We start from the raw sequence: 22,580 nt of genomic DNA, 5'->3' as shown, positions 1-22,580 counted from the left end.
TCCGGGACGGCGACGAAGACTGAAAGCTACGCCCCCGCCTTGCACGTGATCCCGCCGTCGACCACGAGCTCGATGCCCGTCACGTATTTCGACTCGTCCGACGCCAAAAACAGCGCGGCGTTGGCGACGTCCCATGCATCGCCCATGTGGCCCATCGGCACCTGCGCGTCGCGCGCGCGCCACATCGCTTCGACATCGCCCTTGGCGTAGCTGGCGGCGAGGCCGGCGGAGTGCTCGACCATCGGCGTCTTCATCAGGCCGGGCAGGATCGCGTTGACGCGCACATGATGACGCGCGAACTCGATCGCCGTGGTGCGCGTCATCTGGTTCATCGCCGCTTTCGAGGTGCCGTAGGTAACGTAGGAGATGCCCATGTGGCGGATCGAGGCGATCGAGGAGATGTTGATGATCGAGCCGCCGCCCTGCTTCACCATGATCGGGATGACGTGCTTCATGGCGAGATAGGCGCTCTTGAGGTTGACGCTGAAGACGCGGTCCCAGCTGTCCTCGCTCACCTCGACCACGCTGCCCATCTCGGCGATGCCGACATTGTTGTCGAGCACGTCGATGCGGCCATAGGCCTTCAGGCACGCCGCGACCATCGCCTCGATCTCACTGGCGCGCGACACGTCGGCCGTGAATGCCGTCGCCTTGCCGCCTTCGCCCGTGATGATCTTCGCGGTCTCCTCGGCCGCGGCAGCATTGCGATCGACGCAAAACACCTGCGCGCCCTCGCGCGCAAAGGTCACCGCTGTCGCCTTGCCGTTGCCCCAGCCGGGTCCGATCGAGCCGGCCCCCACCACCATCGCAACCTTGCCCTTGAGCCGATCCATCGTGATCTCCCTTATTTCTCTTGTTGTTCGCAGATGCTCATTTTGGTCACGTTAGCACCAACGGGATGCCCGACAATCTCCGACAACGTCCGGCACTTCCCGCCATGGCACAGTCGCCATTCCCCGGCCGCGCCGGAATTGCCGAGCACCACCTCCGGCATCGGCGCCCGGTGCGGTCGCCATTGAAACCAGCCATCGACCAGCCGCGCCTCGGGCGGCGGCTCCATGCCGGGGCCGGTGCCCTTGACGCGGGCCTGCACCAGTTCGAGGCCGGCGGGCGTGAGGCGCCAGTCTTCCTGCCATTCGACCTTCGCGATCGAATGCGTCCAGACAAGCGTGAACGCGGACAGGGCGAGCGCCTTCACGCCGCCAACTGTCGCAAGACAGAGACTCACACCGCCTCGACCGTTGCCGGCGGACGCTGCCGCCATTGCCACAGCACGAGCGCGGCGGCGAGCACGAAGCCGGCGGTGTCGCTGAACGGGAATTCGCCGAGCAGACAGAGTGCGCCGCCGAGCGCGACCACGCGCTCGATCAGCGTCAGCCGCTTGAACAGGAAGCCGATCGCGACCATGCCGAACAGGCCGATCGCCACCAGCGCCTTCAAGCTCGCCAGCGCCACCGCGCCGTAGAAGCCGAGCTTGGCCGCCATGGGATCGCCGGCCTGCAGCATCAAGGCCGGCGAATAGACGAAGATGAAGGGAATGACGTAGCCGGCGAGCGCGATGCGCATCGCCTCCCAGCCGATCTTGTCCGGGTTCTCCTTGGCGATCGGCGCGGCCGCAAGCGCGGCGAGCGCCACCGGCGGCGAGAGGTCGGCCATGATGCCGTAGTAGAATGCGAACATGTGGCTCGCGATCAAGGGCACGCCGAGCTTGGCCAGCGCAGGCGCTGCAAGCGCCGCGGTGATGATGTAGGTCGGGATGGTCGGGATGCCGGTACCGAGCAGGATCGACAGCAGCATGGTCATGACCAGCGCCAGGAACAGGCTCTTCTCGCCGAGACCGATCACCCAGCCGCCGAAGATGGTGCCGACGCCGGTCTGCGACATCATGCCGATGATGACGCCGACGATGGCGCAGGCCATGCCGACGGTGATGGCGGATTTCGCGCTCTCGGCGAGCGCATCGCGGCAGGCGCGCAACGCCGCAAAGCCGCCGCGCACGAAGGCCGTGATCACGATCAGCCCGACCACGACGGTAGCGACCGGCACGATCTGGAGGCCGTCGCGCGACAGTGCCGCGACGACGAGCGCGAGCCCGACCCAGAAGATGGTGCGGATCACGTTCGAGGAGGCGCCCGTCGTGATGGCGGTGCCGAGGATCAGCGTCACGGTCAGCGCAAGGCCCATGCTGCCGGCGTAGAGCGGCGTAAAACCCTCGAACAGCATGTAGACCAGCGCCGCGAGCGGCAGCACGAGGTACCAGCGCGTCACCAGCGCCTTCCAGGCGCTCGGGATCTCCGAACGCTTCATGCCGACGAGGCCGTGCTTGCCGGCTTCCAGATGCACCATCCAGAACGCGGAGGCGAAATAGAGGATCGCAGGGATAGCGGCCGCTTTCACGATCTCCGAATATTGCACGCCGAGCGTCTCGGCCATGATGAAGGCAACCGCACCCATCACCGGCGGCATGATCTGTCCACCCATCGAGGCCGTAGCCTCGACGCCGGCGGCGAAGGCGCGGCGGTAGCCGAACTTGATCATCAAGGGGATCGTGAACTGGCCGACGGTGACGACGTTGGCGACGCCCGAGCCGGAGATGGTGCCCATCATGCCCGAGGCGAACACCGCGACCTTGGCAGGTCCGCCGCGGGTGCGGCCGAACAGGCCGAGCGAGACATCGGTGAACAGCTGGATCATGCCGGCGCGCTCCAGGAACGAGCCGAACAGGATGAACAGGAAGATGTAGGTCGCCGAGACGTAGACCGGCACGCCGTAGAAGCCTTCGGTGCCGAACGACAGATGCGTGACGATCTGGTCGAAATCATAGCCGCGATGGTTCAGCGGCGACGGCAGGTACTGCCCGAAAAACCAATAGAGGAGACACGCGCCGCACATCAGCGGCAGCGCCGCGCCCATCAGTCGCCTCGTGCCCTCGAAGATCAGCACCGCGAGCAGCGTGCCGACGGCGAGATCGAGCCTGGTCGGATCGCCGTCGCGCGCGATCAGGTCGGCATAGAAGATCCATTGGTAGAGACCGCAGAAGAAGCCGGCGCCGCCGATCACCCAGCCGAGCGCACGGCCGAAATCGCTCTTCGCAGTGAAGTTGGCGATCAGGCCGAAGGTGAGCAGGAGCAGGAAGCCGACATGGACGCCGCGTACCACCTGGCTCGGCAGATAGTTGAACGCGGCGACATAGAGCTGGAAGGTCGCGAACGCGATGCCGATCCAGTAGGCGAGCTGGCCCCACCAGCCCGGGCCGAACCCTTCCGGAAAACCGTGCTCGAAATTGTCGAACTCGACCTTGATAGGGCCCTCGGTGGCCTCTGCCTGCGACATCGATATTCCCCGCGCCCTGATGGAGGTCGTTATAGCAAAGGCCCGTCCCCGCACACGTCATGGCCGGGCTTGTCCCGGCCATCCACGGTTACGCTGCCTCTAAGAACGTGGATGCCCGGGACAGCCCGGGCATGACGATACGGAGAGAGCCGATCCTACTTGATCAGCCCCTTTTCCTTGTAATAGCGGATCGCGCCAGGGTGCAGCGGAACCGGGCTGCCGGTGGCTGCCGTCTCGAGCTTGATCTCCTTGCCGGCCGCATGCGCATTCTGCAATTCCGGCAGGGACTCGTAGATCAGTTTTGTCATTTGATAGGCGAGATCGTCCGACACCGCGGAACTCGTGACGAGATAATTGATCACGGCCGCGGTCGGCACGTCCTTGTCCTGGCCGGTATAGGTGTTGGCCGGAATGATCGCGGAGACGAAGGGCGGGCCGATCTTGTCGACCGTCTCCTTCGGCACCGACACCACGGTGATCGGGCTCGAGGTCGAGAGGTCTTTCAGCGAGGCGACGCCGAGCCCGGCCGATTGCAGCGTGGCGTTGAGCTGCCGGTTCTTCATGAGATCGACCGATTCGGCAAAGGGCAGATATTCGACCTTGCCGAGATCCTTGTAGCTCATGCCGGCAGCGGCCAGGATCGCGCGCGAGTTCAGCTCGGTGCCCGACTTCGGCGCGCCGACCGACAGGCTCTTGCCCTTGAGGTCGGCCAGCGTCTTGATGCCGGATTCAGCGGTCGCGACGATCTGGATGTAGTTCGGATAGATCGCGCCGATCGTGCGCAGCTTGTCGAGCTTGGTCTTGAAGCCCGCTTCCTCCTCGCCGTCCCAGGCGGCCTTCAGCGAATCGCCCAGCGTGAACGCCAACTCGCCGCGGCCCTGCTGCAGCAGGATCAGGTTCTCGACCGACGCCTTGGTGGCCTGCACCTGCGTCTTCACCTTGGGAATCTTGTCGCCGTAGATCTTTCCGATCGCGACCCCGAGCGGGTAATAGACGCCCGAGGTGCCGCCGGTCAGCACGTTGACGAAGGATTGCGCCTGCGCGCAAGGTGCCGACGCCGCCAGAGTAAGAGCCGCGGCCGCGCCGAAAATGGTCCGTTTCATGGTTGTTGTTCTCCCCAAACCGGCGGCGAAATTGGCCGGATGAGGGATGCGGGTCAACCCATCCAAAAGGCAAAACAGGACTGCGGCAAAGGGCCGTTCCCGCTGATTTCTTTGGAACCCGACGGTGCGGTGAGGTGGCGCACTTCAGCTCTCCCGCTTCGCTTGCGGGAGAGGTCGCGCCGAAGGCCCGGGTGAGGGCTATCTCCTCTAGGGGAGGGTCCCATTGCGGAGACACCCTCTCCCCAGCCCTCCCCCGCAAGCGGGGAGGGAATGCACATTCTACGAGGCGATGGTCGAGCACACCCTCAGCAGAATGCTACTGGAACGTCATGTCCAGGCATTTGGAGATGTCGGAGCCGAGACCGGAGGAGATGATGATGCAGCCGCGCACCTTCTGCGCGCCGACGTCGGCCGCCCAGACCGAATAGCCGCCGGGGCCGAAGAACGAATTGGTGTTCGGCGGCTCGGTCTCGGTGGCGTCGAAATCATACTTGCCGTCGGTCTCGAAAATGCGCGGCTTCTTGGTGCAGCCGCCGTCGGTCTGGACGTTGATGACTTCCTTGTTGTCGCGGGTCAGCGCCAGGGAGACCTGGCAGCGGAAATATTCCGACGTCTTGGTGTTGAAGAGATAGGTGTAGGACTTGCAGGTCGCCGTGTTCAGCTTGCCCGGGGCAAGGCCGCGGCTGCACGAAATCCGCTGGTTGTGGCTGAGCTGGTAGTCATCGGCTTGGGCGGCCGGCGCCAGCGCGGTAAGCAGCACCGCGGCAGCCGAGCAGGCTTTAACGACAAGGTTCATTCGAATCACCCCCACCAATATTTTTGTCGAGTTGCGTTCTAGACGGAAAGCGGAACATAGTCGCGAGGGGACGAAGGGAAAATCACAAACTGCTGGGCAAGACGTGATGCGCTGCGGCGCTTTCGCAAATTGACCGGGACGCATCGTTCGTGATTTGTTCAAGCCTGGAATGTCCCGACCTTGGGAGGATGGGATGACGGCATTTTCAATCAAGACATTTGCAATCGCAGCCGCGCTCGGCGCATTGGCTGGGCCCGCATTGGCGCAAACCGCAGCGATGCCCTGGGAGCTCAAGCCCGACACCGGCTACGCCTATGACAAGGACGGCAAGACCTATTCCTATAAAATGGGTACCAGCAATGCCGGCGAGCTCTTGAAGGGCGCCAAGAAGGTGCCCAGGGGCACGCTGTTCTTCCTCGGCCACAACGGCCAGCTCTACATGCGCAGCGGCCCGTATCTGGAGGGTGACGGCAAGTTCAAGTTCGGGCCGGATCAGTAGAAGTCGCGGTCGGTGCGCTCCCTCGCCCCGTTCTTACGGGGAGAGGGTTGGGGTGAGGGGCCTCTCTCCACGCATGAGATTGTCGAGGGACCTGTACCCCCTCACCCGGATTGCATCTGACGATGCAATCCGACCTCTCCCCGCAAGCGGGGAGAGGTGAAGAAGGCGCTCCTAAAACGCCCCTGCCAGCTCCCTTGCGCCGGCTTTGCTGCTGTTGAAGTCCATGCGCTCGTCCGTCACGGCCAGCAGCTTCGCCACCGTGTTGTGGCGGATCGCGACCGGGTTGCGCTCGTAGCCGCCACGCTGGAAGAAATTCGAGGTCGGCACCTGCTCGCGCATCGCCTGCGGCATCGTCACCATGTCGAGGCCGGTGCCGTCGCCGGTGAGGTTCATCATCTCGAGCTCGGCCGCCGACAGCGGGCGGGTGAAGCCCTTGGCGCGGGCGAACAGCACGGATGTCAGCAGCTTGTGGGTCTGCAGCATCGGGCCGATGTCGATGTCCAGCACCATGGCATGCATGGCCCAGCCCTGCGTCGTGTTGCCGATCTTCTCGTGCTCCGACCAGGTGTCGGGCACCGACTTCGCATGCGCCACCATCTTCTTGAGCACGGCGAGCTTGTGCTCGAGCGCCTGGCGGGCCGGCCCCGAGCTCCGCGCCACCTTCTCGGACAGCGCGCGAATGAATTCATGGCCCTGCTCGGCGAGCAGCTCGACGCTGTTGGTGGTGAGCAGCTGGTTGTAGCCCATCGCGGTCGAGATCGCGCGCTTGCCGCCATGCTCGATGCCCGCCTGCACGTCGTAACTGCCGGTGCCGCCGGTCTCGAACGAATAGACCCGCACCGCCTGCTCGCGCGTCAACCCGGAGGCCAGCGCGTAGCGCGCATAGGCGCGCTTGAACTCGAGCTCGCTGGAGGGGCGCTGCGGCGTGAACTGGTAGTGCTCCTGCGCCGCGCGCAGCAGATCGGCGACCACGGGGATGGGCTTCTTGGGCGGCCGGTCCGGGGTTTCCTCCGGCTCCGGGTTCACCGGCTTCTTCGGCCCGGTATAGAGCGGCGGATGCTCCAGAACGTAATCATCGAGCGTGATCTGCTGCCCGCTGCGCCGCTTGGCGTTCCGCGTCTTCCGCTTCTCGGAGATCTGGCTCCAGTAAGCGCCGGCCTCGGCATCGAAGGCCGCGCGCGCAGCCTGATATTCCGCGAGCTTGCGGCGATATTCGAGCACCGCGGGCGAGGCCCCCGCGCCTTGCGCGAAAAACTGCGACAGCAGCTGGGCGTTGGCATTGCGAACGGCGGGCGGCAGCGCGTCGGCCTCGGCGCCGCGCGCCGCGGGCGAGATCAGGACGAGCGCGAGCGGAACCAGCGCCAATTTGTTTCGAATCGCATGATGCATGCTGCCTTCTTAGCAGGCATCCGGTAACCGTCACGTTAACGCGCCGTTTACCATCGTCACCTCCAGGCAAATATCGGCTGTTCCAGGTCGGTCACGCGGGTGTGCCGCCCCGCCAGCACCTCGCGGAACTGGTAGATCAGCGCCGCGGTCGGGGCGTGGATCAGGCTCATCTGGTGATGGAAGCGAATCACGCGGCGGCTGCTCTCGGGGATCTCAGTGAAGTCGAAGGCACCGTCTCGCTCGATCGTGTCGAGCGCGATGCGATGGACGGAGGCGACCTCGTCCGGGTTCGGGCGGATCGCAGCACTGTCGGCCGCCCAGACTACGACCGGCGTGATCAGATAGCCCGAGCGCGTCGGATAGTCGTCGAGCAGGCCGAGCACCGCATCGGCTGAAAGCTCGAGTGCGAGCTCTTCGTCGAGCTCGCGCAGCGCGGCCTCGACCGGCGTCTCGCCGGCATCGCAGCGTCCGCCGGGCAGCGCCCATTGGCCGCGATGGGCGCGCAGGTGCGAGGCGCGCCTGGTGAGCAGGAAGGCGGTGTCGCCACCGTCGTCGGATTCAGTCAACGCCAGCACCACCGCGGCGCGCTTCAGCGCCGACGGCGCGGCTATCTCGGGCAGCCGCGCGAAGGCCGCGCAGGCCTCTGCGATATTCCGTCTCGTGGCATCGTCGAACGCTCTCATGATGCTTGACTACACCAGGACCGCATCTGATGAAACGAGGAGAGATCGCGTTGCAAGGATAGACGACGACATGACCAGCAAGGCCGCCGCAAGGCTGAAATCAGAGGGCTGGAGCATCCTGGAGACCACGGGCTTCCTGCACCTGATCGGCCCCTTGTGGGAGCGCAAGGTCGACGGTCATTACGAGTTCGCGCTCGCGACCGAAGACAAGCACCACAACCGCCGCGGCATGGTCCAGGGCGGCGTGATGATGACGTTCGCCGATCGCACCTGCGGCATGACGGCCCGCCACGTCTCCGGCAAGGAGTACTTGGCGACGGTGCAGCTCGACACCCATTTCGTCGAGGCCGGCCAGATCGGCGACATCCTGATCTCCCGCCCCCGCGTGGTGCGCTCGACCCGCAGCCTGATCTTCATGAGCACCGAGTTGACGGTAGACGATCGCTGCATCGTGATGGCGAACGGCGTGTTCAAGATCTTGAAGGCGCCGGGGTAGCTGTTCGGTCAGCAAGGCCGCCAACGCTGCTCACCGCACCCACCGCCGTCATTGCGAGGAGCTCTTGCGACGAAGCAATCCAGCACCTCTCCGCGGAGGCATCTCTGGATTGCTTCGCTGCGCTCGCAATGACGCAACCCGGCGGCTATGCTGCGCCCATAACATATCTAGGACCCGCTCATGCAATACCGTCAGCTCGGCCGCAGCGGCCTGAAAGTGTCGCCGATTTGCCTGGGCACCATGATGTTCGGCGGGCCGACCGACGAAGCCACGTCAAAGCGGATCATCGATAAGGCCCACGACGCCGGCATCAATTTCATCGATACCGCGGACGCCTATTCGAAAGGCGGCTCGGAGGAGGTCGTCGGCCGCGCCATCGCGCGCAATCGTGGCGCCTGGGTGCTTGCCACAAAGCTCGCAAACCCCATGAATAGCGAATTGGGCGATGATCCCAATCGCGGCGGGCTGTCGCGGCGCTGGGTGCTGCAGGCGGCGGACGAGAGCTTGATGCGGCTCGGCACCGATCACATCGACATCTACTATCTGCACAAGGAAGATCATGCCACGCCGCTGGAGGAGACCGTGCGCGCGATGGGTGACCTGATTCGATCAGGCAAGGTGCGTTATTTCGGCGTCTCCAACTACCGCGCCTGGCGCCTCGCCGAGATCTGCAACATCTGCGACCGCCTCGGCATCGACCGGCCCGCGGTGAGCCAGCCTTATTACAACGCCATGAACCGCATGCCGGAGGTCGAGCATTTTCCGGCCTGCGCCTATTACGGCCTCGGCATCGTGCCCTATAGCCCGCTGGCGCGCGGCGTGCTCACCGGCAAGTACAAGGTGGATGCGACGCCCGACAAGGAGACGCGCGCCGGCCGCAACGACACCCGCATGATGCAGACGGAATGGCGGCCGGAATCGCTCCAGCTCGCCCAGGAGATCAAGGCTCACGCCGAGAAGAAAGGCATCACCGCCGGCCAATTCGCGGTCGGCTGGGTGCTCAACTCCGCCTTCGTCTCGTCGGTGATCGCCGGTCCCCGCACCGAGGAGCAATGGGACGGCTACATAAGCGCGCTCGACTATCGTTTCACCGCGGAGGACGAGGCGCTGATCGACCGCCTGGTGACATCAGGCCATCCCTCGACGCCGGGCTATAACGACCCGGCCTATCCGATCGAAGGCCGCCGCGCGCGGACGGCGTGAGGATGGCGACCTCGATGACGCTTGAAGACCGCTACGGCTTGCCGCTCTCCACCTCATCGCACGAGGCAGCAAGCGCCTATCGTGACGGCGTCGACCTCATGCTCGCGGGCTGGACCGGCACGGCGGAGATGCTGGAGCGCGCGATCGCGGCCGACCCTGATTTCGCGCTGGCCCATATCGCCCGCGGCCGCGTGCATGCCTTCTACCAGCAGGGCGATCTCGCGCGACAGAAGGCGGCACGCGCGCGTGAGCTCGTGGCGAAGCGCGGCAGCGAGCGCGAGCGCTCGCATGTCGAGACGCTGGCGCTCGCGATCGAGGGCCGGCTACCGGAGGCGATCGCATCGACGCTGAAGCACATCGACGCATGGCCCCGCGACGCCGTGGTGCTGTCGCTGCCGCTCGGCGCGTTCGGCCTGTTCGCCTTCTCCGGCATGGCCGATCACGACCGCGCCCGGCACGAGCTCTGCGAGAGGGTCGCGCAGCATTACGGCGAGGACTGGTGGTTCCTCACGATGTCCGGCTGGGCGATGACGGAGAATGGCGACGTCGCGCGGGGACGCATCGTCACCGAGCGCGGCTTCAATCTGCGTCGGGCGAATGCCCATGCCGCGCATGCGGTGCTGCATGCGATGTTCGAGGATGGATCGATCGAGGAAGCCGATCGCCTGGTCGAGGAATGGATCCCGGCTTACGGCCGCGCCGGACTCCTCCACGGCCATATCCGTTGGCATCAGGCGCTCGGCGCGCTCGAGCATGGCGATGCGGCGCGGGCGCTCGCGATCTATGCCGACGTGCTTCAGCCCACTGCCACGCAGGCGCCGCCGCTCAACGTCATCACCGACAGTGCCTCGCTGCTGTGGCGCCTGTCGATGTACGGCCATGCGGTGCCGAAGGCGCTGTGGCTGGAAGCCGACGCCGCCGCGCAAAAACTGTTTCCGAAATCGAGCCTGTCCTTTGCCGACGTCCACATGGCGCTGTTCGCGGCCGCGATGCAGAATCGCGAAGCGCTCGCCGTCCGCCTTGCGGCGATCGAGCAGCGGCTGGCTGACGGCAAGCTGCCGGCCGGCCCGGTGGTGCCGGCGGTCTTACGGGCGCTCGCGGCTTTCGCCGATGAGGATTACCGGAACTGCGTGCAGATGCTCGCGCCGGTGCTCGGCGAGGTCGTGCGCATCGGCGGCAGCCACGCCCAGCGCGAGCTGATCGAGGACACCTATATCGTCGCGCTCATGCGCAGTGGCGAGCTGCCCCGCGCCCGCGCCGCGCTGGACGCCCGCCTCCACCGCCGCCCCTCCTTCCGCGATCAGCGGTGGCAGGCGGCGGTGGGCTAGCTCCGCCACGAAAAAAACACCGGCCTGATGGCATGTGCCCGCTGGGATGGATCGGGCGATTTGAACGAATCGCCGTCGGGGTTGACGCGGTGGTATTCCAGTCGGGACTCGCAGCACAAACGGGATCGCAACCAATTTGCGATTCGATAGTTATGGTGCGGAATTGTTCCGCCGCCATGGCCCCCGTGAGCCCGACGATGCGCCTTCGCCGATTGGTTCTCGCCGCGTTGCTCGTGGTCTCGGCAAGTCCTTGTTTTGCTGAGACTTCCAAGCCCATTCCGGTCAACAATCCGCCGGCGCAGCCGAACGCCTTCATCGATCTCCTGGCGCTGATGTCGGGCCACTGCAAGACGTTCAGGGTCGCAGGCCGCACCTTGCCCTGCAAGACGGTGGCCTATGCCCATGGCGACACGGGCCGGGTCAATTTCGCGGTCGCAGTCGACGATCCCTCCGATGACAGTCATGTGGTGTCGTTCTCCGGCGAGAACGGCAAGCGCGCCGACGACAATTCCTATGAACTCCCAATCGACCGCGTGCTGCTCAACTCCAAGGACCGCCCCAAGGTCGATGGCCTGCCGGTGCCGGCCGAGCAGACCTCGACCGGGATCTGCCGCCAGACCGGCAACTTCGCCGCCAGGAAGGTGAACGACGTCACCTGCTCGGCGACCGACAGCCAGGGCCGCAAATACGAGCTCCTGTTCGTCTCCGACGGCACCCCGGTCAGCGTGCGCCGCATCCGTCAATCGTCGCCGTCGATCCAGGATCCGTTCAAATAGCTCCGTGTCCGCTGGCGTCAACGCGTACGATGGCGATGCCGCCACGGAGCGACCCATGAAACGTGACCGCCTGTTTCTGCTGCGTCCCGGCTTCGAGGATCCGGCCTTTCCGGGCCAACGCTTCTATTGCTGGCACTGCGCGCTGATCGAGGGTGTGCTGGCCTCGTTTCCACAGCTGGCCGAAAAGCTCGACGTCGAGCGGATCCCCTGGCCACGGCCGCGGCAAGAGGTGATCGCGCTGGTCGGCAAGGAGAATCAGTCGCTGCCGCTGCTCGTGCTCGCGACTGGGGCGACTTCGCCGCACCAGACCGGCAGCCATCATGGCCGCGCCTTCATCGCAGACAAGGACGCGATCCTCGCCGCGCTCTCCGAGCGGCACGGCTTTCCCGATCCGCATCCGTGATAGTGTGTGCGAAAATCTGTATGCCCCACTCTCGTGTCCCGGACGCGCTGCAACGCTCCTTGCGCTGCTGCGCAGAGCCGGGACCCATGCAGCGGGTCCACCAGGAAAATAGGCCCCGGCTCAGCAGCGCATCGTCGAAGAGACGCTGCGCTGCGTCCGGGGCACCAATCGGCAGGCGAGGCCTCGTCATGCGACGATAGAACGCGCGCCCTTCGATCGTTCACAAACGTTAACGAGCGTTCATCGGAACTGATATCTGCGTCGTTTCGACGCCCGCACCGGCCGGAACGCGCGGGATGCTCATGTGTTGTCACACGACATTCAACTGGAGTGATGACATGAAATATCTCATTGCCGCGATCGCCCTCGGTGCTGCGGCGTTGGCCGGCGGATCGGCGAACGCGGCCGGCAGCGTAAGCGCCAAGCAAACCGCGCAGGAAAGCCAATCCACCGACATCAGCGCGCACCGCAGGCACTACCGCTGGCACGGTCACCACCATCACGGCTATTATCGGCCCTATTACAGAAGCTACGGCTACTACCCGCGCCATAGCTATTACGGCGGTGGCCCCTATGGGTACTACGGCGGAGGCCCCGGCGTGACGTTCAGCTTCGGCGGCGGTCGCTGGTAAGAGGGACAGACGAGAGGCCCGCAGAGATGCGGGCCTCTTTTGTTATCTCTGCAGGATCGCGGCCGCCGTCTCCAGGCCACTCGCCAGGGCCGCCTCGACCGTGCCCATGTCGCGGCCGCGATAGAGCGCTTCACCCGAAAACAGCACCAAGCCGTCGGCACGCGCGAGGATCGCCTGTGCCTCGCGGGTGCGCGGCGTCGCCCACGAATAGGCGCCGCGCGCGAAGCGATCATGCGCCCAATTGGTCGCAGCAGACGCCACCAGCTCGCGCGCGATGTGATCGCGCGGCTGGCCGAAGACGGTAGCCAGCGAGCCGAGCCCGGCATCGATCAGGGCTTGCGCGTCGAGGCTTTCCAGCTCCGCCGTGCGCGGTCCGCCGAACCAGCCCGTGAGCACGGGATGCTGGTCCGGGTAGCGCGTCCACCACACCGGGATCACCTCATCCGACAGCAGGAAGGTCATGTCGGCAAGGTCTGCCTTGCGCTCGCGCCACCATGGCCGCGCGAAGCGCAGCAGGATCTTGATGACGTTGCCGAAGCCGATGTCGTCGGCAGCCGCAAGCTTGGCCCGCGCGCCGGCCGGCAGCGCGATGTCGCGCAGCAGCGGCAGCGGCACGGTGATGATCGCGCGGTCGCAGGTCTGCACATCGCCGCCGGCGCAGCGAACGGTCACCGGGCCGCCCTCCTCCGCAATGGCCGACGCGACGCAGCCGAGGCGGATGGTGACGCCGTGCCTGCGGCAGTCGGCCGCCATCCATTCGATCATCGCACCGTAGCCGCCGGCGATGCGCGCCTGCGGAGCGTGTCCGCCGTCCATCCATTCCGCGCGTAGCGCCAGCGTGGAGGCGCGTTCGGGATCGGCTGCGTCATAGCCTTCGACCATCCGCTCGATCGAATGGCGCATCGGCGCGTAGTTATCGCCTGCAAAATGCAGGCGCAGGAAGTCGGCGACCGTCAGGTCGTCCTTCAAGTCGCCCAGCACGGCCTGAAGCTCCGCCTCATGGGGATCGTCGCGCGCCGCGCGCGTGAGCTTCGTCCCGTCAAAGCTCCACCGCTCGCCTTCGATCTCCTGAAGCGACAGGCCGGCCTCGCGCAGCAATGCGCGCGTGACCGGCGCCTCGCCATGAACGAACTCGGCGCCGCCATCGGCAGCATAGCCGAACTCCGCGGCCGGCAGCGGATGAATGCGGCCGCCACAGCGCTGGCGCGCCTCCAGGATCGTCACCTTGCGGCCGGCACGCGCCAGCTCGCGCGCCGCCATCAGGCCGGCCGCGCCGGCACCGACGATGACGATGTGCTCGAATGGATCGGACATGGCCGCGCCTTACCGGCTCGCGGCTTGCGGATCGTTCTGGATCAGATAGCGCAGCAGCAGAACGCCGCCGCCGAGCTCGCGCGTGCTCTCCAGCGTCATCGCGGTGAGCGGCGCGCGCCGGTCGCCGTCCGCCTCCGTCGAATCGAACACGAAGGGGGCGCCTTTTGCGCCGTCGATCGCGGGGCTGAGGATCAGATTGAATTCGTCGATGAGGCCGGCGCGCAGGAACGCGCCGTTGGCGACGCCACCACCCTCGACCAGCAGACGCTTCACGCCGAGCTCGCGGCTGAGAATGTCCAGCGTCAGGGCGAGGTCGATCTCGGATTTGCCGGCAAAGATGTAGGACACGCCCTCGCCGCGGAGGCCGGCGAGATGCGAATCCGGGACGTTCTCGGTCAGCACGACGACGATCGGATCACCGCCGATCTCCGCGCGCCCCCAGCCGATCTTGCCCTCTGCATCGAGCACGACACCGTAGGTCTTCGCATCGCGCCGGGCGAACCAGCTCTCGCGTGGGAATTTCGCGTTCGTCGCGGGATAGGGCTTGCCCTTGGCGAATTCCGATCCGGTGACGCGGCCGATCACCCAGGCATCACCACCGAGCTCTTCATGGATCTTCTCGAACCAGTCCGTGCCCGCGCCTTTCGGACGCCAGCGGCTCGGATGCGTGCGGCCGTCGAGGCTGGAGTGCATCAGGCAGATGACATACGGCTTCATGCAATCCTCCGGGCAGCGCTCAGGCCGCGGGTCCATCGCCTGCAGCACGACCATGCACGATCGCCGCCAGCGGATTGAGCCTGGGCGGCGCCACCAGCTGGAGCGTGTTGGTGTCGCGGTGATTGAACGGCGCGCCGCGCACGAACAACTCGGTCTGGATCAGATAGGTCCAGCTGCCGTCGTCGTTGAAAGTGATGTCGCAGCGATAAGCGTCGGTGCGGAAGGCCTGCTCCAGAAAATCGGTCGAGCAGATCCCGTAGGCGGTGTCGCCGCGCTTGGCGGTGACCGAGATCGCCCTGTCATCCGGCCCGGCCTTGCCCGAGGCCAGCAGCACCTGCCCGCGCGGGATCGCCAGGGTCTGCATGATCAGCCCGGTCGCCGGCTCCCACAGCCAGTAGCCGACCTGGTCGTGGAAGGTGATGTCTTCCTCGGGCGTGTTGATGTGGATGTGATAGCGCAGCCCGTACAGCAGCTGCGGCCCATTGGCCTGCGGATCGATCGGGTCCATGCGGATGCGCTCGATGAAGGTCCGGCGCTCCGGCCCTTCCGCCTTCGGATTGATGTCGATGCCCTTGTCCGCCTGCCAGGTGCCGGCAAGACGCCGAAGCGGGCCGAGATTGGCCAGGCCGTCGGGCGAGACGTCCTCGGGTTCGGTGAAGATATCGGCGGGAATGGGGAGCATGAGGCCTCGCGGAGTTGCAGAGACCAGCAATAACACGGGCCGGCGGCGGTCTGAATTCAACTGTTACCGGCAAAGCGCCGGAGGCATTCGAGCCATGCGATGATGCGTATTGCATCCCGCGCCTGCCTCGGGCGCTGCAGCGCGCAGGTTGACCAGGTCGTTGAGCTGCCGGCGCGCCCGCGAGCCGTCGTCAGGCCGCTTCGGACACCGATTTCGCGCGCAGCTCGAGCACGCCGATCGTCGCGACCAGATTGTCGCGCCGCGCGCGAAGGTTGAGCGCGAGAAGCGGATAGGTCGGCTGAACCGGGTCGAACACCCCGGCGCGCGCTTCCTCCTCGAGAATGTCGGTATTAATCAGCCGAACTCGCCACCATAAATCGGCGATCAACGCGTCGAGCCGGAGTTCATCAGCAGCACCAGAACGGGACACTTCCTGCATCACTTGCCTCAACCTGAAACGGCCTCTCCGCCGAGGCCTGGGGTTGGGTCATGACTGAGCAAGTGGAGTGCCAGGACGGCGGAGGCGCCGGACCAACAGTTGAGCAGCTCTCTTGGGCCCAAGGGGCTGCAGTGGCCGGCCATGATGACAAACGCCGGAGGAATTCAGCTCACGCCACACGCCGTTTCCGGCGCGCCGTCGGGGCTTGCCAGGAGAGGTTTGCAACCGGCACGGGCTTGCTGAAGTGAAATCCCTGGCCGAGCGGTATACCGAGTGATTGGAGCAGCCTGACCTGTTCGGAGGACTCGACCCCCTCGGCGACGATCGACAGCTTCAGCGTCTTTGCGAGCTGCACGATGGATTTCAGCACGGCGACGGTCTCGCAGCGATCGATCCTGTCGATGAAGGATTTGTCGATCTTGACCTTGTCGAAAGGAAAGGCCGTCAAATAGGACAAGGACGAGTATCCGACGCCGAAATCGTCGAGGGCGATGGAGACGCCGAGCGCCTTGAGGCGCTGGAGCGTCCTGAGGTTCTCCTCGGTGTCGGCGAGAAATACGCTCTCGGTGATCTCGAGCTCGAGCCGGGTTTGCGGAAGCCCGCTCTGCGTCAACGCAAACGTCACGGTGTCGATGAGATTGGCGCTGGCAAATTGCAGGGCGGAGAGATTGACGGCGACCTTGACGTCGGCCGGCATGCTCATCGCATCGCGACAGGCTCTGGCGAGCACCTGTTGGCCGAGCTCGACGATCAATCCCCCCGCCTCCGCAACCGCAATGAACTCTGCCGGAGGGATGTAGCCCCTGGTGGCGTGATGCCAGCGCGCCAGAGCCTCGACCGATTTGACCTGACCGGTGCCAAGCTCGATCACAGGCTGATAATAGAGCTCTATCTCCTCGCGCCAGATCGCTTCACGCAGCTCGATCTCGAGCACGTTGCGCTGATCCGCTTCGGCCTTGAGCTCCGCTGAATAGACGTGGAAGCAACTTCGGCCGGCATTCTTCGACCTGTAGAGCGCAAGATCGGCATTGCGAAGGATCTCGTCGACCCGCGTGCCGTGCTCGGGCACGAGCGCAACGCCAATGCTGCAGCCGATCACGACGGGATGGCCGTCGATGTGATAGGGCTCGGCAATGGCCTGGACCAGCCGCGCGGCCAGGCTTGCAGCGCCGTCGCGCATCGCCGCCCGGCCCGCTGCCACGATCACGGCAAACTCGTCGCCGCCGATTCGCGCCGCCGTATCGGCATCACGGATCTGCGCCTTGATCCGGTCGGCGACCTGCTTCAGCAACGCGTCGCCGCATTGATGGCCGAGCGCATCATTGACCGACTTGAACTTGTCGAGATCGAGCAGGAGTACGGCGAACGCGGGCTCGATCCGGCGCGAGCGGGCCAGCGCCTCGTCGAGGCGCTCCTTGAACAGGTTGCGATTGGCAAGGCCGGTCAGGCTGTCGTAATGCGCGAGCCGCTCGATGCGGTCCGCCGACGCCTTGCGCTCGGTGATGTCCTCATGCGTGGCAACCCAGCCGCCGCCCTCGCGCCGGCCGTAGGAGATGTAGACGACCCGCCCATCCGGAAACTGCACGGTGTTCGAGATCTGCTCCGACTGAGCGAGCCGGTCCTTCAAATCGACGAGGTACGTCTCGACGTCGAGCACAGCGGTCTGCTTCGCGAACACCTCCCGGAAGTCCATGCCGATCCGAATGTCTTCCGGCACGAGGCCATAGAGTTCGAGCCATTGCCCGTTGAACGCGATCAGGCGGTCCCGGCCGTCGAACATGCTCAAGCCCTGGGGAAGGTTCCTGAGCGCATCCTCGAACTTGCTGGCGAAATCGCGCCGCTCGCGGTGAGCGCGATCCAGCGCCTGCTGCCGTCGCCAATGGAAGGTCGTCGCGGCGAGGATGATGAACGTAAGCAGCAGCGCGCCACCGAGGTAGACCTTCTGCCTGAAGGCGGAGCGGGAATAAATCTCCTGCTCCGAAACGCCGACGGTGAAGATGAGCGGAAACGCGCGCGACCTGCGCGCCGTGATCAGCCGGTCGCTGCGGTTCGGCCGGTTCTCGTTCCAATATTGCGCATAGAAGCCGTCGCCCAGTTCGCTCTCGACGCGGCTCGGCGCGCTTTGTCCCAGCACGGAGCCCTGGTCCACGCCCCGGGCAGCGAGCACGACGTGGTTCGCATTCCTGAGCATCAGCGTTCCTCCGACGCCGAGCTTTGCGGTGTCGTAGAACCTGCCGACGACGTCGACGCTGATCGAGCCGACAACCACGCCGACCGGCTTCCCGGCGAGGTCGAACAGCTTTCTCGCGAGCTGTATCGTCCATTTTTTGGACGCGCGGCCCAGCACCGGCTTCGCCACGTAAAGGCGATCGTCGGCCTGCGACATGGTATGAACGAAGTGCTCGCGATCACCGAGATAGAGCGGCGGACCGGAATAGCCCGCCGTCGTCTCGATCATGTATCCGTCCGATCCGATCAGAGCGAGCTGGACCACGTCGCCGGTGGCGATACGGGCCTTTTCGGACCAGAACTTCAGGCGGAAGGTCAGCGGATCCTCGGCGTAGAGTGCCCGTACCACCAGCAACGACTGATCCACGCGCTCGAAGATGCGCTCGGTGTTCTCCTCGAACAGTTCGGCGACGCTGTTGCCGTGCGACCGCGCTTGCTGGATTGCATCCATCCGCTCAGACGCGGTGATTGCGAAATAGCCGATCCAGACCAGGGGCAGAAAGAACAATGCGATCTGCAGCGGACCATTCCGCAGGATCGTTCTTCCGGCTTTGTGGACTGTTCCTGCGGGAATCACGACGCGCGCCCCCGCTCCGGCCGCCAGGGCAGAACTGCGCTCGCTCGCAGTATTGGCATCGCCTTGTCTCCGCCTCGACTGCACAGGGACACCCGCGGCCGAAGGCGGCGCGCGGGTGCCGTTCATGGCGCAAAGGTAGCTGAAACAGCCTTAAGTTTCTGTTTGGACGTAGCTCAATTCTTCAGCTCAAATCATCCGTATCATCACGGAGGTCGGCCGGTTTTGAGCAATCAGGCACATGGGCATGTCAAAAGCGGCGCATTTTAACCGTCTTTGGACCGCTTTTCACATCGCGCGCGCAACGACGATCGTGCCGGACAGGATGAGGAGCAGGCCTGCCGCATAACTCAGTCGTTGGCCGAACGGCAGCAGTTTCTCGCCGGCGACATAGAGCGCGATGCCGATGATCCAGGCGAGGTTCATCACGCCGCCGACGAACAGCAATACCATCAGGAACCAGCAGCAGCCGACGCAGTAGCTGCCGTGACGAAGTCCCATCCGGAATGCGCCGCGCGTGCCGGGCCGCCAATGTCGGCTGAGAAACAACAGCGGGCTCTCGCAATAGCGCAGGCAGGCCTGTTTGAGCGGCGTGAACTGATAGATCCCTGCTGCAATCAGAACGCCGCCCCCCAGGATCGCGCTGGTGCTCGCCATCGCCATCGACAGCAATCCGAAGCGTTCGAACGCTCCTTGCACAAGGACGGCAGCGAGACTGAACCCGGCCCAGGTCACGAGATAGCCGGCGAGGAAGGTCCAGCTATCGGTTGCGGCGCGGGAGGCAGTCTCTTGCCTGCGCTTGACGGTCGCATACAGGAGAACGGTGGGCACCGCGCTCGGCGCCATCATCGCGACCATCATCACCCACCACATCACGAACAGCAGCACGCCATAGAATGGCGTCCATGGCATCGGCGCCATGTCCGGCATGTCGGCCATCATCTCGGTGTCCATGCCGGCGCCCGCAGCGAGGTAGGCCCAGGCGAGCGCCACCACTGCGGCGGTCCCGATCGCGACGATCAGCCGGTCGCGGTGGAGCAAATGTTCCAGTATCGAGCGCCCCTGCATCGACTTGTCCATAGCGATGAGGAGCTGACACCGAGGTTTGTGTCGGTGTCAGCGCCGCATCATGCCGCAACGCCCTCCGGCGTCTGCACGACATTGGCGAGCGAGCTATGCGTACCGCGGGTCTCGAACGGGATCGCGCCGGTCGAGCGGATGTTGGCGGATGCGACCTCGGCCGCCCGATGTTCGAACCCCTCGGGCATGACCACCTGGATGCGATGCGGATCACCGGTCACCGGATTCTTGATCGGCTCGACATCGGTCTCGAGCACGCCCCTGGCGAGGAGTCTTGCGATGCGTCCGTCCTTGTCGAAGGAGAACTCGAACGGCACAAACACCGGATCGTGGATCTTGGTGACGATCATGCTGACGATCTGGAAAAGCGTGCCTTCGGCCGAATGCTTGCCGGAAAAGATATCGAACAACGCCTGACGCTGCTCCGCCGTAGCGCGTTCGTCGATGATGGGCTGGATTGTCCCGTTGCCCTCATGCAGCGGCCCAGGGAAATCGACCGTGATCGCAAAGCAGAGACCATCGAGCCTGGTCCCTTCGAAATGTCCCTTGGCGATCCGCATGGCGACCAATCCCTTGCAATAGCCTTGGGTCGGCCGTGCGTTGAAATCGCAGGGGCAGCCAAACGCGCAGCTGCAGTTCTTCATCCATTCGCCTTCGAGACGCCAGTCCGATGCAGCCATGGCACATCTCCTGATGTGAGCGGGGACGCGGCAGCCGTTGACGAATTTGTTCAGCGTTCTTGTCGAGGCAAGGCGAAAGGCGCGAGCGGGATCGAGATCCGATCAGAAGGCCGGCATCGCAGAAAAAGCATGTGGCGAGCTGCCGTTTACCGTCCGAGGATCATATCAGCGGCCGCCGGCCACGTATACCGAACGAGGGTAGTGCCTCAGGGGCAGCCACATCTCGGGGATATCCGACGTCAGAGCCATGGTGCCCAGGGGCGGAATCGAACCACCGACACTGCGATTTTCAGTCGCATGCTCTACCAACTGAGCTACCTGGGCGCGCTCCAAGAGAGGGGCCAAAGCCCATCGAGCGGGCGGTTTATAGTGGGCCGAGAGCGGCCTGTCCACCCGGCTTCGCCAAGTGGCTGCGCCGGGCGCGGCCCTTCTGTGCACAACATCGGGTGGGGTTGCTGCGGCTGGTGCGGGGCACCTCAGGAAGGCCATTAAGGCATTGATATAGATTGATTATTCGACGTCATCCGTCTCGTCGTCGCGGCCAGGGATGACGTAGGAGCCCTTCAGCCAGCGGTTCAGATCGACGTCGCGGCAGCGCGAGGAGCAGAACGGGCGGGTGGCCTGCGTCTGCGGCTTGCCGCAGATAGGGCAGGTTCTGAGCGGGCCGGTGGGCTTGGTGACTTGCTCGTCCATGGGTGTCGGCAGCTTACGCGGGGTGACGGAGTTCAAGAGTCTGTCGGGAAACGGGTTCCTGGCGCAGCCGCACCTGCGCCGCTGCGCGGACCGGCCGGGCCATTCTACTGTGCATGGGGTTGTTTTCGAGGTTTTTGTCGGCGCCTCACCGGGGCTCACACCGCGGTGGAGTTGAGCCAGCCGAAACGGATCGGGAAACCCTCGCCACCGAGCAGCGTGGTGGTCTCGTAGAGCGGCAGGCCGACCACGTTGGTGTAGGACCCCACCATCTTCACCACGAAGGATCCGGCGATGCCCTGCACGGCGTAGCCGCCGGCTTTTCCGCGCCATTCGCCGGAGCCGATATAGGCCTGGATGTCGTCCTCGGAGAGGCGCTTGAAGCGGACGCGGGTCTCGACCAGGCGCTGGCGGAAGGCCTCGCGCGGCGTGACCAGGCAGATCGCGGTGTAGACGCGATGGTTGCGGCCGGAGAGGAGACGGAGGCACTGCGCGGCCTCGTCGACCAGATTGGCCTTGGGCAGGATGCGGCGGCCGACCGCCACCACCGTGTCGGCGGCGAGGATGAACGCGCCGCGCAGCTCGTCGTCGAGCTGCACCGACTTCAGCGCGGCATCGGCCTTGGCCCTGGCCAGCCGGTTGGCGCAGGCGCGCGGCAGCTCGCCACGCTTCGGCGTCTCGTCGACGTCGGCCGGGCGGAGCGCATCCGGCTCGATGCCGGCCTGGTTGAGCAGCGACAGCCGACGCGGCGAACCGGAGGCAAGTACGAATTTGGGGCGGCCGAGCATCAGGTGATTTGGGGGATGAGGCAGGGGTGAATTGCGCGCGGAACCTATCGGAAGGGGGCTGATTTCACAACCCGGGAACCCGGACTTTGCTGATTCGAGGGTTCCGACATGCGTGTGCCCTCGGTCTGTGACGCTCTCATGTCCCGGACGCTGGCGCGGCATGAAATGCTGCGACGCTGAGCCGGGACCCACGGTCTTGCACATGCGGTGAGATGGGCCCCGGCTCTGCAGCGCATCGCGAAGGCGCGCTGCACTGCGTCCGGGGCACGAGATCACCCGCTCGCCGCGCCGACTTTGGCGAAGCGCCGGCGGATGCGCATCAGGAGCTGATCGCAGACCTCGCGATAGGCCGCAAGCTTCTGGTCGCGGCTGCCTTCGATGGTGGTGGGATCCTGCGTCGGCCAGTATTCGACCTCGGCCGCGAGCGTTCGCGTCAGCTCCAGTGCCTTGTGATGCGCCTCGGGCGAGAGCGTGATGATGAGGTCGAAATTCAACCCCTCCCAATCCTCCAGCTCCTCGAAGGTCTGCGGCTTGTGGGCCGAGATGTCCTGGCCGAGCTCGCCCATCACGGCGACGGCGAAGGGATCGAGATCGCCCTTCCTGGCGCCGGCCGATTTCACGTAGAGGCCTTGCGGAAACATGTGCTGCAACAGGCTCTCGGCCATCGGCGAGCGCACGCTGTTCATCGCACAGGCGAACAGCACCGATTGCGGATCGCGTGCGCGTGGGGGCGCAGCCATCCGTGA

Annotated in this window: 24 protein-coding genes and 1 tRNA gene; 7 read left to right on the top strand and 18 right to left on the bottom strand. The window is 65.1% G+C overall.

What is annotated here, in order from left to right:
* Window positions 1-26: 26 nt before the first annotated feature.
* The 5 genes from N2602_RS04860 to N2602_RS04840 form a co-directional block, all read right to left on the bottom strand.
* Window positions 27-833, bottom strand: coding sequence for an SDR family NAD(P)-dependent oxidoreductase (locus tag N2602_RS04860; protein ID WP_172785118.1), 807 nt, complete (start codon window positions 831-833; stop codon window positions 27-29).
* A gap of 11 nt (window positions 834-844) precedes the next feature.
* Entirely contained in the window at window positions 845-1,264 is a 420-nt protein-coding gene (locus N2602_RS04855; protein WP_172785119.1) for a DUF1850 domain-containing protein, read from the bottom strand.
* Entirely contained in the window at window positions 1,225-3,333 is a 2,109-nt protein-coding gene (locus tag N2602_RS04850) for a TRAP transporter permease (RefSeq protein ID WP_260381936.1), read from the bottom strand. The genes N2602_RS04855 and N2602_RS04850 overlap by 40 nt, the downstream gene beginning before the upstream one ends.
* A 155-nt stretch (window positions 3,334-3,488) precedes the next feature.
* Window positions 3,489-4,436, bottom strand: a complete 948-nt coding sequence (locus tag N2602_RS04845; protein WP_260381935.1) for a TAXI family TRAP transporter solute-binding subunit — start codon at window positions 4,434-4,436, stop codon at window positions 3,489-3,491.
* Between the two features lie 316 nt (window positions 4,437-4,752).
* Window positions 4,753-5,232, bottom strand: a complete 480-nt coding sequence (locus N2602_RS04840; protein WP_212254019.1) for a hypothetical protein — start codon at window positions 5,230-5,232, stop codon at window positions 4,753-4,755.
* A 193-nt stretch (window positions 5,233-5,425) separates the two neighbouring features.
* Here N2602_RS04840 and N2602_RS04835 point away from each other — a divergent pair, with 193 nt between their 5' ends.
* Window positions 5,426-5,731: a hypothetical protein gene (locus N2602_RS04835; protein ID WP_172785123.1), complete on the top strand. Its 306-nt coding sequence runs from the start codon at window positions 5,426-5,428 to the stop codon at window positions 5,729-5,731.
* 171 nt (window positions 5,732-5,902) lie between these two features.
* On the opposite strand, the gene N2602_RS04830 is transcribed toward N2602_RS04835, so the two are convergent.
* Together N2602_RS04830 and N2602_RS04825 are read right to left on the bottom strand one after the other, a co-directional pair.
* On the bottom strand, window positions 5,903-7,120 hold the full coding sequence (locus tag N2602_RS04830) for a hypothetical protein (RefSeq protein ID WP_260381934.1): 1,218 nt from the start codon (window positions 7,118-7,120) through the stop codon (window positions 5,903-5,905).
* Window positions 7,121-7,176: 56 nt separating this feature from the next.
* On the bottom strand, window positions 7,177-7,806 hold the full coding sequence (locus N2602_RS04825) for an NUDIX hydrolase (RefSeq protein WP_409241911.1): 630 nt from the start codon (window positions 7,804-7,806) through the stop codon (window positions 7,177-7,179).
* A 67-nt stretch (window positions 7,807-7,873) separates the two neighbouring features.
* On the opposite strand from N2602_RS04825, the gene N2602_RS04820 reads away from it, so the two are divergent.
* The 6 genes from N2602_RS04820 (at window position 7,874) to N2602_RS04795 (ending at window position 12,641) form a co-directional block, all read left to right on the top strand.
* The gene (locus tag N2602_RS04820; RefSeq protein ID WP_212254016.1) at window positions 7,874-8,299 is read left to right on the top strand and encodes a PaaI family thioesterase; all 426 of its coding nucleotides are present in this window, start codon (window positions 7,874-7,876) and stop codon (window positions 8,297-8,299) included.
* 180 nt (window positions 8,300-8,479) lie between these two features.
* Entirely contained in the window at window positions 8,480-9,502 is a 1,023-nt protein-coding gene (locus N2602_RS04815) for an aldo/keto reductase (protein ID WP_260381932.1), read from the top strand.
* A gap of 14 nt (window positions 9,503-9,516) precedes the next feature.
* On the top strand, window positions 9,517-10,830 hold the full coding sequence (locus N2602_RS04810; protein ID WP_260381931.1) for a tetratricopeptide repeat protein: 1,314 nt from the start codon (window positions 9,517-9,519) through the stop codon (window positions 10,828-10,830).
* A gap of 197 nt (window positions 10,831-11,027) precedes the next feature.
* Window positions 11,028-11,606, top strand: coding sequence for a hypothetical protein (locus N2602_RS04805; RefSeq protein WP_172785129.1), 579 nt, complete (start codon window positions 11,028-11,030; stop codon window positions 11,604-11,606).
* A gap of 55 nt (window positions 11,607-11,661) precedes the next feature.
* Window positions 11,662-12,009, top strand: a complete 348-nt coding sequence (locus N2602_RS04800) for a DUF3088 domain-containing protein (RefSeq protein ID WP_260381930.1) — start codon at window positions 11,662-11,664, stop codon at window positions 12,007-12,009.
* A 338-nt stretch (window positions 12,010-12,347) separates the two neighbouring features.
* Window positions 12,348-12,641 carry a hypothetical protein gene (locus N2602_RS04795; RefSeq protein ID WP_172785131.1) on the top strand — a complete coding sequence of 98 codons (294 nt, stop codon included), beginning with the start codon at window positions 12,348-12,350 and terminating at the stop codon, window positions 12,639-12,641.
* Window positions 12,642-12,683: 42 nt separating this feature from the next.
* Here N2602_RS04795 and N2602_RS04790 read toward each other — a convergent pair whose 3' ends face one another.
* The 11 genes from N2602_RS04790 to N2602_RS04740 all read right to left on the bottom strand — a co-directional run bounded on the left by N2602_RS04790 (window position 12,684) and on the right by N2602_RS04740 (window position 22,574).
* A complete protein-coding gene (locus N2602_RS04790; protein ID WP_260381929.1) occupies window positions 12,684-13,955 on the bottom strand; it encodes an NAD(P)/FAD-dependent oxidoreductase in 1,272 nt (423 codons plus the stop codon).
* A gap of 9 nt (window positions 13,956-13,964) precedes the next feature.
* Window positions 13,965-14,672 carry a RibD family protein gene (locus N2602_RS04785; protein ID WP_260381928.1) on the bottom strand — a complete coding sequence of 236 codons (708 nt, stop codon included), beginning with the start codon at window positions 14,670-14,672 and terminating at the stop codon, window positions 13,965-13,967.
* Window positions 14,673-14,691: 19 nt separating this feature from the next.
* Window positions 14,692-15,354 (bottom strand): FABP family protein, encoded by a 663-nt coding sequence (locus tag N2602_RS04780; RefSeq protein ID WP_212254011.1) that lies wholly within the window; start codon window positions 15,352-15,354, stop codon window positions 14,692-14,694.
* 190 nt (window positions 15,355-15,544) lie between these two features.
* A complete protein-coding gene (locus N2602_RS04775) occupies window positions 15,545-15,793 on the bottom strand; it encodes a hypothetical protein (protein ID WP_212254010.1) in 249 nt (82 codons plus the stop codon).
* A gap of 169 nt (window positions 15,794-15,962) precedes the next feature.
* Window positions 15,963-18,530, bottom strand: a complete 2,568-nt coding sequence (locus N2602_RS04770; RefSeq protein WP_260381927.1) for an EAL domain-containing protein — start codon at window positions 18,528-18,530, stop codon at window positions 15,963-15,965.
* A 354-nt stretch (window positions 18,531-18,884) separates the two neighbouring features.
* Complete coding sequence (locus tag N2602_RS04765) at window positions 18,885-19,664, bottom strand: DUF2182 domain-containing protein (protein WP_260381926.1); 780 nt, start codon at window positions 19,662-19,664, stop codon at window positions 18,885-18,887.
* A gap of 59 nt (window positions 19,665-19,723) precedes the next feature.
* Window positions 19,724-20,356 carry a DUF1326 domain-containing protein gene (locus tag N2602_RS04760; protein WP_172785138.1) on the bottom strand — a complete coding sequence of 211 codons (633 nt, stop codon included), beginning with the start codon at window positions 20,354-20,356 and terminating at the stop codon, window positions 19,724-19,726.
* A gap of 248 nt (window positions 20,357-20,604) precedes the next feature.
* Window positions 20,605-20,680, bottom strand: a tRNA-Phe gene (locus tag N2602_RS04755).
* 186 nt (window positions 20,681-20,866) lie between these two features.
* Window positions 20,867-21,049 carry a DNA gyrase inhibitor YacG gene (gene yacG / locus N2602_RS04750; protein WP_260383612.1) on the bottom strand — a complete coding sequence of 61 codons (183 nt, stop codon included), beginning with the start codon at window positions 21,047-21,049 and terminating at the stop codon, window positions 20,867-20,869.
* Window positions 21,050-21,204: 155 nt separating this feature from the next.
* Window positions 21,205-21,834, bottom strand: coding sequence for a Maf-like protein (locus N2602_RS04745; protein ID WP_172785139.1), 630 nt, complete (start codon window positions 21,832-21,834; stop codon window positions 21,205-21,207).
* Between the two features lie 272 nt (window positions 21,835-22,106).
* Window positions 22,107-22,574, bottom strand: a complete 468-nt coding sequence (locus N2602_RS04740) for a low molecular weight phosphatase family protein (RefSeq protein WP_172785140.1) — start codon at window positions 22,572-22,574, stop codon at window positions 22,107-22,109.
* Window positions 22,575-22,580 lie beyond the last annotated feature (6 nt).

The sequence above is a fragment of the Bradyrhizobium sp. NC92 genome, assembly GCF_025200865.1.
GTDB lineage: Bacteria > Pseudomonadota > Alphaproteobacteria > Rhizobiales > Xanthobacteraceae > Bradyrhizobium.
The sequence above is the reverse complement of the archived record's forward strand: the minus strand, read 5'-3'. Positions and strand labels throughout refer to the sequence as shown.

Bases quoted from the DNA above. Each gene is read 5' to 3' on its own strand.
- N2602_RS04795 (WP_172785131.1), top strand. From the start codon at position 12,348: ATGAAATATCTCATTGCCGCGATCGCCCTCGGTGCTGCGGCGTTGGCC.
- N2602_RS04800 (WP_260381930.1), top strand. From the start codon at position 11,662: ATGAAACGTGACCGCCTGTTTCTGCTGCGTCCCGGCTTCGAGGATCCG.
- yacG (WP_260383612.1), bottom strand. From the start codon at position 21,049: ATGGACGAGCAAGTCACCAAGCCCACCGGCCCGCTCAGAACCTGCCCT.
- N2602_RS04760 (WP_172785138.1), bottom strand. From the start codon at position 20,356: ATGGCTGCATCGGACTGGCGTCTCGAAGGCGAATGGATGAAGAACTGC.
- N2602_RS04820 (WP_212254016.1), top strand. From the start codon at position 7,874: ATGACCAGCAAGGCCGCCGCAAGGCTGAAATCAGAGGGCTGGAGCATC.
- N2602_RS04840 (WP_212254019.1), bottom strand. From the start codon at position 5,232: ATGAACCTTGTCGTTAAAGCCTGCTCGGCTGCCGCGGTGCTGCTTACC.
- N2602_RS04845 (WP_260381935.1), bottom strand. From the start codon at position 4,436: ATGAAACGGACCATTTTCGGCGCGGCCGCGGCTCTTACTCTGGCGGCG.
- N2602_RS04855 (WP_172785119.1), bottom strand. From the start codon at position 1,264: ATGGCGGCAGCGTCCGCCGGCAACGGTCGAGGCGGTGTGAGTCTCTGT.
- N2602_RS04765 (WP_260381926.1), bottom strand. From the start codon at position 19,664: ATGCAGGGGCGCTCGATACTGGAACATTTGCTCCACCGCGACCGGCTG.
- N2602_RS04835 (WP_172785123.1), top strand. From the start codon at position 5,426: ATGACGGCATTTTCAATCAAGACATTTGCAATCGCAGCCGCGCTCGGC.
- N2602_RS04780 (WP_212254011.1), bottom strand. From the start codon at position 15,354: ATGCTCCCCATTCCCGCCGATATCTTCACCGAACCCGAGGACGTCTCG.
- N2602_RS04860 (WP_172785118.1), bottom strand. From the start codon at position 833: ATGGATCGGCTCAAGGGCAAGGTTGCGATGGTGGTGGGGGCCGGCTCG.
- N2602_RS04740 (WP_172785140.1), bottom strand. From the start codon at position 22,574: ATGGCTGCGCCCCCACGCGCACGCGATCCGCAATCGGTGCTGTTCGCC.
- N2602_RS04790 (WP_260381929.1), bottom strand. From the start codon at position 13,955: ATGTCCGATCCATTCGAGCACATCGTCATCGTCGGTGCCGGCGCGGCC.
- N2602_RS04745 (WP_172785139.1), bottom strand. From the start codon at position 21,834: ATGCTCGGCCGCCCCAAATTCGTACTTGCCTCCGGTTCGCCGCGTCGG.
- N2602_RS04830 (WP_260381934.1), bottom strand. From the start codon at position 7,120: ATGCATCATGCGATTCGAAACAAATTGGCGCTGGTTCCGCTCGCGCTC.
- N2602_RS04810 (WP_260381931.1), top strand. From the start codon at position 9,517: ATGACGCTTGAAGACCGCTACGGCTTGCCGCTCTCCACCTCATCGCAC.
- N2602_RS04850 (WP_260381936.1), bottom strand. From the start codon at position 3,333: ATGTCGCAGGCAGAGGCCACCGAGGGCCCTATCAAGGTCGAGTTCGAC.
- N2602_RS04815 (WP_260381932.1), top strand. From the start codon at position 8,480: ATGCAATACCGTCAGCTCGGCCGCAGCGGCCTGAAAGTGTCGCCGATT.
- N2602_RS04775 (WP_212254010.1), bottom strand. From the start codon at position 15,793: ATGCAGGAAGTGTCCCGTTCTGGTGCTGCTGATGAACTCCGGCTCGAC.
- N2602_RS04785 (WP_260381928.1), bottom strand. From the start codon at position 14,672: ATGAAGCCGTATGTCATCTGCCTGATGCACTCCAGCCTCGACGGCCGC.
- N2602_RS04805 (WP_172785129.1), top strand. From the start codon at position 11,028: ATGCGCCTTCGCCGATTGGTTCTCGCCGCGTTGCTCGTGGTCTCGGCA.